Here is a 7,128-nt window from a genome sequence, read left to right as displayed (position 1 = left end):
CAGTTTTATTTATTTCACTCATAATCTGTGGTCGTATTTCTTAAATTCAAACATCAAAAGTGCGTAACTTCAGTTATAAGCAATTACTAAAGTATCTTCAAGAATATTATCACCAATAAAACTATCTAAATTATTCAAAATGCCAATCACTAAATCGGCATGGCTAAAGTCAAAGTTTTGTTGTATTTGGTATAGCACGGGGAATGTGCGAACATTAATAATATGGTTAGGATTGCTTTGGCTTATTTGCTGCAAGATGGGGCGTAGTGCTAAATAAGAGAAATGCTCAGAGACATAGAGGTTAAATGTTGATGCATTTTTGGCAGGTGAGAACGCCTCGGAAGGAAGCAAGTAATCAATGTCATCTAGAATATTTTGCAGTGGCGTGATTAGCGATTTTGCTTTGTTGGTTAATACCATTTGGTTACCGTCACGGATCAAGAGCTCATCCTTAAATCTATCGCGCATTTTACCTAAGCGAATGGTTACCGCCGGTTGCGATAAATTCATTACGTTAGCAACACGACTAATGCTTTGCTCAGAAAGCAATAGCTGTAATAATTGTAAATCATAAATATCCATGCTTTACCTCATCATTTAATTAACCAATTTTAGATTAAGCGACTGCGCTAGTCTTTGTAGTTCAGACCTACATAAATTACGTAACCATTTATTTTTAGCATCAAATTTCAACCTCTCAGGATAGTGAATATTGCAAGCCATCGGGGGGATATCAATTGGTAATGGGTATGTTTTTAAGTTATAGGTTTCAGCAAGACTTTTGACTGAAGTCATCACAAATTTGTCTTCAAGTAATGAGGTGGCAAGCGTTAAACTCAACACCCGCATTTTTACATTGCGTAGATCATTTGCCCCTAAGATAGGTAAGTAATGATTTGCCTCAACTGTATTGATCACAATATGCGGCAACTGATAATATTCATCGAGGGTGAGCTCTTTTGATGTATCAATTGGGTAGCGATCGTACAATAGGCAAAGTGGATCATAGTGCGAAACTTCAGCATCAAATTCGCCAAGATTACTCTCGTTAACTGCGCCAATGATAACCTCAGCATTGCTAAAATCATGTATTCCATCAAGGTTATATAGTGGCGGAAATATATGCAGATGTATTTCATGCTCCGGATTAAAACTATGTATTTTGTCAAATAATGCTTTTAACATTAAATGTTCACAATATTCATTCATATGGATATTGATAATGCTGGCATCTGTTTTAGGGTCAAAGTGAGGGTGTGGGAATAATTCATTAATTTGCTCAAGCAAACGTTTTAAAGGCTGAATCATGGTGGTTGCTTTTTCGGTTAAGCGCATTGAATTGCCGTGACGTATGAGTAATTCATCATTAAATCGTTTACGCATTTTGCCAAGGCGAATCGTGGCTGCCGGTTGTGATAAGTTCATTCTTTCAGCCGCATAAGTAATATTTCGCTCAGTCAGTAGTATATAAAGTAGCTGTAAGTCACTGATGTCCATCTATCACTCCAAGTCATCCGTTTGTCTTAAGCCTAGATGGAAAAAGTGGAAAAAGCAAAGTGAGAAGTTTTATACCTATCGTAAATTATTGTGCAGTGTTTTTGTTACGAAGTAGTTTATGAAAATTTTGCTAAGCCAGATTGAAGGGGTGCTACGCGGGGCTATTATCAAAATCCGGCAAATAAATTAAGATGAGTTGCAATGCAATACTTTTTAGAAAGGAATGGTGACTGAATTAACGATAACAAGACGTAGAATGCCATACTTTTGTTGAATTATATTGCCTATCTTGTAAGCATGTATATATTGCGTGCCGCGTGGCATATTGCTTATCCACGTTATTGGTGATTTTCCCATACGGTCGTAGTTGTAGTCAGGTTGAGAAAGTTTCCCACCTCGTCCAGTTGTTTCTAATTCGGATGTTGTAATTTTCTCTCCATCTCTATACATGTATAAGGAGACAGCTCCAGAGCCTACCCAATAACCGGTAAAACTTGACCTTGCCTGAAGCTCAAACCCCGTGAGACATTCCCCTTTCTTGTAATCATCAAATTCGCACTTGGTTGTATACTCCATGGTTTCACCACTAGGACTGGGAATATACGGGATTGATGATGTGTCATTTAGTTTGGGGTCTTCTATTCGATTTTTGATTGTATTTGGATCGCTATCATAATCCAGAGGTTTATCAATTTTAAAGCTAATCTCAATATAGACATTTTGGTCTGTTGTATTATCAATAGATATTGGGAACGTCAATGAATTAGCATAGCTGATACTCATTGTTATTGTGAATGTGCCTAAAAGTATGGAGATCTTTCTTAAGCATCTATTTCGTGTGAAACTCATACGGGTACTCCTTTTGTTGTTGTCAAACTATTTATGGTCTAGAGTATAGGTTGATATTTAAAATTTGCTGTTGTTTGATCAAAAAGTTGTTAGCTGTGATAATTCAATGCAGGATAAACATGATAAAAGTGATTAAATCTAAAGAAATTTAAGGCGCTTAGAGCAACATATGGAAGATAAATGAGGTAAAGAAAAATTCATTTGCTATAGTCATACAGGTAAGTGAATTTAAACTAGGATGATCATAAACATGGAAAAATTTAAACCCAAAATTTTATCAGAGTTAAGAAATAATACCGGTATTTGGAAGAATAGCTTACAAGATTGGTCATGGCAGGCGAGTTCTCCTAACCGTTTGGACTGTGAGAATTTTTATCAAGCATCCATTAATAAACTGCCAAATCATAAAAGACTTGTAAATAATTGTAAATGCGATGTACTGGTGATTGGTGCTGGATTATTAGGAAGTTCAGCAGCAATGCACCTTGCCGAATCTGGCGTTGATGTAATATTGATTGATCAAGATCAGATTGGGGTTAACGCATCTGGCAGAAATGGTGGGCAATTAACACCTGGACTTGCGCGTTGGGAAGCTTGTAACATGCTTCAAGAGTTTTCTTTAGATGAAGCAAAACGTTTGTGGCATTTTACCGCACGTGAATCATTTGATACGATTAAAGAGATTATTCAGAAGTATGATCTTGAGGTTGATTATGTCCAAGGGCATTTAACCGCTGCGATTCATCAAGGGCATATGGATGCATTAAAAACAGCGATGAAATCACGCGCAAAGCTTGGGGATAATAGCGCTAAAATCATCTCACAACAAAATCTTAAGAAGCATGTTGATTCTGATTTATATTATGGCGGTTTATTGGATTGTATCGGTGGACATATTCACCCATTGGCATTAAATCTTGGTTTGGTATATGCATTATTGAAACATGGCGGTAAGGTTTATGAAAACACCAAAGCGCTTAATATCGATCAAATAAAAGGAAAGGTTGTCGTTGAAACCGAAGGTGGAAAAATCACTGCAAATAAGGTGGTTATCGCAACGCATGTTTCCACTTTTGAGATATTAAAACAAGAGGGGCGAGCGGCGATTCCATTTTATAGTTATGTGTCTGTGACTGAACCTTTACCAATTGCCGTTGAAAAACTGATACCATCAAATGTTGCCGTGTATGATACTTCTTTACAAATAGACTATTTTCGTCAAGTGCGTGGAAATAGAGTGCTATTCGGTGGTAGTGGTAGTGGCTCACGTTGGGCGCTAGATAAGGCATTAGATTATCTACAACAACGCGTTACAACTGTCTTTCCTCAGCTAGGTGATGTGAAACTCGATTATTGTTGGAGCGGAACCACTGACCTTACAGTCAAAGGACCTACTGCGGCATATAATATCAGTGATAAGATATATAGTGTATTTGGTTGGAGTGGTCATGGTGTTGCACAAACCGTACGTATTGGCAAAGCGATTTGTGACAAAATCACCAATCAAAATGATGATTTTGATATGTTATGCAAAGTGCCTAACATTAATTTACCCATGGCAAGAATGCTCGCACCTGCAATTATTCCTGCCATGACGGCAATCCTAGAGGTGCAGTCTAAGCTATTTCCTGATAAGTTAATTTCATTTTAAGGGTTTATATAAGGCTGTGATTTATCATGTGATAATTTAAAAGGGGAAGTCTTGATAACAAGGAATATTCATAGCAATTTGAAAAGCATCTAATATTTATTAATGCTTTAATGCGATAGTTGTAAATAATAGATTAGCAAGGAGTAGAAAATGACATTTAAATTAACCAAAATAGTCAGCTTTTTGAGTGTATTACTACTTTCAGAAGCAGGTTTTTCGGAGGATATTAAAATTGTATTTCCAAAGGCGCTTGAAAACACAAATCTGACAGCGGTATTGCAAAACAATAATACGCAAGAGAAGCAGAAATTAACGGTAACTAAGTGTATAGAGAATACCTGTGAGATTAATGTGATAAATGTGCAAAGCATAAAAGATAATCATATATTGTTGAAAAAGGATAATAAGGTTGTTGCTGTTATTCCCTATGGTAAAGCGTTTTATGGACAGAGGTTTTTCTTTTCATCTTCTTATGAAATAGGGAGATTTCTACTTGATAGAGTAAATCGACATGGATATACCTTGAATACAGTTGAGCGTTTGTTGGGTGTTTCTTCAAGTAGTGAGGTGTATGAGGCGTTAGCTGTTGTCTACCAATCATCAGGCTATGAAATAAATACATTTCTTAGTAATTTATCTAATCAAGCTTTAGTTGAACGTCTGAAAAACAGTTATGGAAAACATTTATTATCCAGTCCTTATTATGATTACACTTATCCAATTTCTAGACAGAAGCATCGTGCAATGGCGCCATTAAGAAGTAGTGCAGATACAGCAAGTATTATTGAGCAATCTTTAGATATTGCATCTAATATTCCATTTGTCAATAAAGTCGCAGGGCCTGCATTAATGATTTTTAGCTTTTTAGATTCAATTTTTGGCTTTACAAACAGCTATACGTTAGAAGATGTTATGCAAAAGCTTGATGAAATACAGGTTGATATTAGAAATCTCGGTGAAAAGTTGACTGAGTTAAGAACAATATTAAATGATAATGCAATTAGAGAGAGTATCCAAAGGGTGGAGAGTAGTACAAATGAAATTAATACTTCTTATAATCAAGTGATTAACATTTTAGGAGAACATGGTAGTGATGTTGATGCCTACCTTGCCAAAGGCAGTGTATGGGGAGGAGGCAATAGTAAAAATCGCGGCTAGAAAGATTGACTAAAGTCCTCAACAATATCACTTTGCGGAAAGTTACTGCTGAAGCTAAGACCTTAATGGAAATGTCAGATTATTCAATATACGCATCCTTGATCACACGCGCCCAAAATTATACTAAAGATCAAGTAAACAATGCGAGCAATACAAGTAACCAGAAAGATTTTGTTAATATTTACGCGGCATATAATAGTATGCTTGCTAGTCAGTATACCCGAGTGCTAGAGACAATCATTAAATCATTATATTTAGAATTGACTGCTTTGAATTTGCACTACAATCACGGTGCAACAATATCGTCTGCTTTTAATTATCAAAATACACCAAATAATTTTCAAGCAAGAGCTAAGTTTATTGAAACGAGATTTAATGAAGTCATTAATGATTTTACGAGTAGAACAAATAGGGCGCTGATTGATAACGATTTCCATTTTAATCGTCAAAACAAAATATTAAAATTTGCAGGGCTTACGCATCAACATTCTTGGGGAAAACCAACTTACAACCCTGTTGTCTATGCAGATTATAACTTCAACGTAGTTTATGATGCTCATACTAGAAAAGTAGGCATTCTTTCAAACGTTGGCGATGAAAAAAACACTTTTACAGTTAAGAGGTGCAGTTCAGTAGGTGGCTTAACGCCAGGGTTTACCTGTAAGTATGAAAATTTTCAATGTGATAGCCGAATAGAGTCTGAATATGATTATAACCAATTGCCATTCGGCGTTAATTTAGTTAAGGCGTATAATGAGTATCAAAGTGGTTTATTACAAGTAACTGTCACTACTAATAACTGCCCAGAAGTCGTATTAAGTTCAGATCAACTCCAAAGGATTAAAGAGCGCGTGGAAGCAATTCAGGCAAATTAGTAAACCCAAAAAAGTACTTTTTAAATTGCTACTGCCATAAAATATAAGTCATTGGATTATCTGGGCATTCACTGAGTCCGCATTCGACAAAAGTTGAAATTAGATTTGTAGCAATGATAAAGACCAATAGTGCAAAGACAATGTGAGTAAATATTTTTATTTTCTTACCTTTAGCTTCTGAGATTTCATCTTTGTTTGCTTTAATTTCATATTGTGATGATAGTCCAAGTGCAATAGCAATATAAATTATAGCAATAATGCACAGTACAAATACCCATGTATACATATGTAAGCCTAAAATTGCTGAGCCGTAACCGTGAGGGTCATTAATGTGAAGTGCGATCTGGCGCATAGCAACAAATGAAGTCAAAACTGCCGAGAGTAATGATAGGCTATAATGTGCTGGACGCACGTGATATCTGATGTTCAACAAAAAACCAAAGGCAATGCCTAGTAGCCCAAGGCGTTGCAGTAAACATAATGGGCAGGGAAGTTCGCCTAAAATAAATTGGAAAGAAAAAGCCATCACGATGACAAGGATGATAGCGAGTATTTCAATGGCGTTTAGGCACTTTACGAAGTTATTTATTTTTGATCGTTGCATATTGAAGCTCCTTTTACCATTAAAAATATAAACCAAGATGGTCTGTGGCGTGATGTAAAAACACAAGTCCCATTGCGATGAGAAAAACGCAAAAGAATATGATCCCCATTGTGCGATGCACCCATGCGCTAATGACACTTATTAGTAGTAGGAAAAAAACGATTAATATTCCAGGCATATGATTACTCCATTAATTTTTGTGATATCCAGAGCCAGTATAGTGCAAAATCATATATTGTGTGAATGAAGAAAAGGCGCAAGTTACAATTTATAATTCAACGTATTAGAAAGGTGGTTTTGATCATAAAAAAAACAACTCAAAATAAACTTTAAAAAACTTTAAAAAACAGCTTGCTAACCAAAAAAAAATCTGTAGAATTGACGCTTGTTCTTAAAGCGAGAATGTTCGCAAGAAACGCCTTGGTAGCAAGGTTTGAGAGATGTTTAAAGAGATATAAAATGTAGATACTTAAATACTTTGAGCAAAAATTTTT

At 35.8% G+C, this 7,128-nt stretch carries 8 protein-coding genes; 3 read left to right on the top strand and 5 right to left on the bottom strand.

The window, feature by feature from the left end; all coding sequences use genetic code 11:
* Positions 1 to 69: 69 nt before the first annotated feature.
* The 3 genes from ACTS4L_RS10845 to ACTS4L_RS10835 form a co-directional block, all read right to left on the bottom strand.
* A complete protein-coding gene (locus ACTS4L_RS10845) occupies positions 70 to 582 on the bottom strand; it encodes a LysR family transcriptional regulator (protein ID WP_440652036.1) in 513 nt (170 codons plus the stop codon).
* 15 nt (positions 583 to 597) lie between these two features.
* A complete protein-coding gene (locus ACTS4L_RS10840) occupies positions 598 to 1,497 on the bottom strand; it encodes a LysR family transcriptional regulator (protein ID WP_440617397.1) in 900 nt (299 codons plus the stop codon).
* A gap of 213 nt (positions 1,498 to 1,710) precedes the next feature.
* On the bottom strand, positions 1,711 to 2,346 hold the full coding sequence (locus ACTS4L_RS10835) for a hypothetical protein (protein WP_440617395.1): 636 nt from the start codon (positions 2,344 to 2,346) through the stop codon (positions 1,711 to 1,713).
* Positions 2,347 to 2,596: 250 nt separating this feature from the next.
* Here ACTS4L_RS10835 and ACTS4L_RS10830 point away from each other — a divergent pair, with 250 nt between their 5' ends.
* The 3 genes from ACTS4L_RS10830 to ACTS4L_RS10820 all read left to right on the top strand — a co-directional run bounded on the left by ACTS4L_RS10830 (position 2,597) and on the right by ACTS4L_RS10820 (position 6,030).
* A complete protein-coding gene (locus ACTS4L_RS10830) occupies positions 2,597 to 3,997 on the top strand; it encodes an NAD(P)/FAD-dependent oxidoreductase (RefSeq protein WP_440617394.1) in 1,401 nt (466 codons plus the stop codon).
* Positions 3,998 to 4,147: 150 nt separating this feature from the next.
* On the top strand, positions 4,148 to 5,155 hold the full coding sequence (locus ACTS4L_RS10825) for a hypothetical protein (RefSeq protein ID WP_440617393.1): 1,008 nt from the start codon (positions 4,148 to 4,150) through the stop codon (positions 5,153 to 5,155).
* 65 nt (positions 5,156 to 5,220) lie between these two features.
* Positions 5,221 to 6,030: a hypothetical protein gene (locus tag ACTS4L_RS10820; protein WP_440617392.1), complete on the top strand. Its 810-nt coding sequence runs from the start codon at positions 5,221 to 5,223 to the stop codon at positions 6,028 to 6,030.
* Positions 6,031 to 6,058: 28 nt separating this feature from the next.
* Here the strand turns inward: ACTS4L_RS10820 and ACTS4L_RS10815 are convergent, their stop codons facing one another.
* Together ACTS4L_RS10815 and ACTS4L_RS10810 are read right to left on the bottom strand one after the other, a co-directional pair.
* Complete coding sequence (locus tag ACTS4L_RS10815; RefSeq protein ID WP_440617391.1) at positions 6,059 to 6,634, bottom strand: disulfide bond formation protein B; 576 nt, start codon at positions 6,632 to 6,634, stop codon at positions 6,059 to 6,061.
* Positions 6,635 to 6,653: 19 nt separating this feature from the next.
* The gene (locus ACTS4L_RS10810; protein ID WP_440617390.1) at positions 6,654 to 6,812 is read right to left on the bottom strand and encodes a DUF5993 family protein; all 159 of its coding nucleotides are present in this window, start codon (positions 6,810 to 6,812) and stop codon (positions 6,654 to 6,656) included.
* Positions 6,813 to 7,128: the final 316 nt, after the last annotated feature.

Source organism: Cysteiniphilum sp. 19S12-1 (assembly GCF_052030685.1).
GTDB lineage: Bacteria > Pseudomonadota > Gammaproteobacteria > Francisellales > Francisellaceae > Caedibacter.
Note: the sequence above shows the minus strand (reverse complement) of the source record. Positions and strands in the feature narration are given on the sequence as shown.

Bases quoted from the DNA above. Each gene is read 5' to 3' on its own strand.
- ACTS4L_RS10825 (WP_440617393.1), top strand. From the start codon at position 4,148: ATGACATTTAAATTAACCAAAATAGTCAGCTTTTTGAGTGTATTACTA.
- ACTS4L_RS10845 (WP_440652036.1), bottom strand. From the start codon at position 582: ATGGATATTTATGATTTACAATTATTACAGCTATTGCTTTCTGAGCAA.
- ACTS4L_RS10835 (WP_440617395.1), bottom strand. From the start codon at position 2,346: ATGAGTTTCACACGAAATAGATGCTTAAGAAAGATCTCCATACTTTTA.
- ACTS4L_RS10840 (WP_440617397.1), bottom strand. From the start codon at position 1,497: ATGGACATCAGTGACTTACAGCTACTTTATATACTACTGACTGAGCGA.
- ACTS4L_RS10830 (WP_440617394.1), top strand. From the start codon at position 2,597: ATGGAAAAATTTAAACCCAAAATTTTATCAGAGTTAAGAAATAATACC.
- ACTS4L_RS10815 (WP_440617391.1), bottom strand. From the start codon at position 6,634: ATGCAACGATCAAAAATAAATAACTTCGTAAAGTGCCTAAACGCCATT.
- ACTS4L_RS10810 (WP_440617390.1), bottom strand. From the start codon at position 6,812: ATGCCTGGAATATTAATCGTTTTTTTCCTACTACTAATAAGTGTCATT.
- ACTS4L_RS10820 (WP_440617392.1), top strand. From the start codon at position 5,221: ATGGAAATGTCAGATTATTCAATATACGCATCCTTGATCACACGCGCC.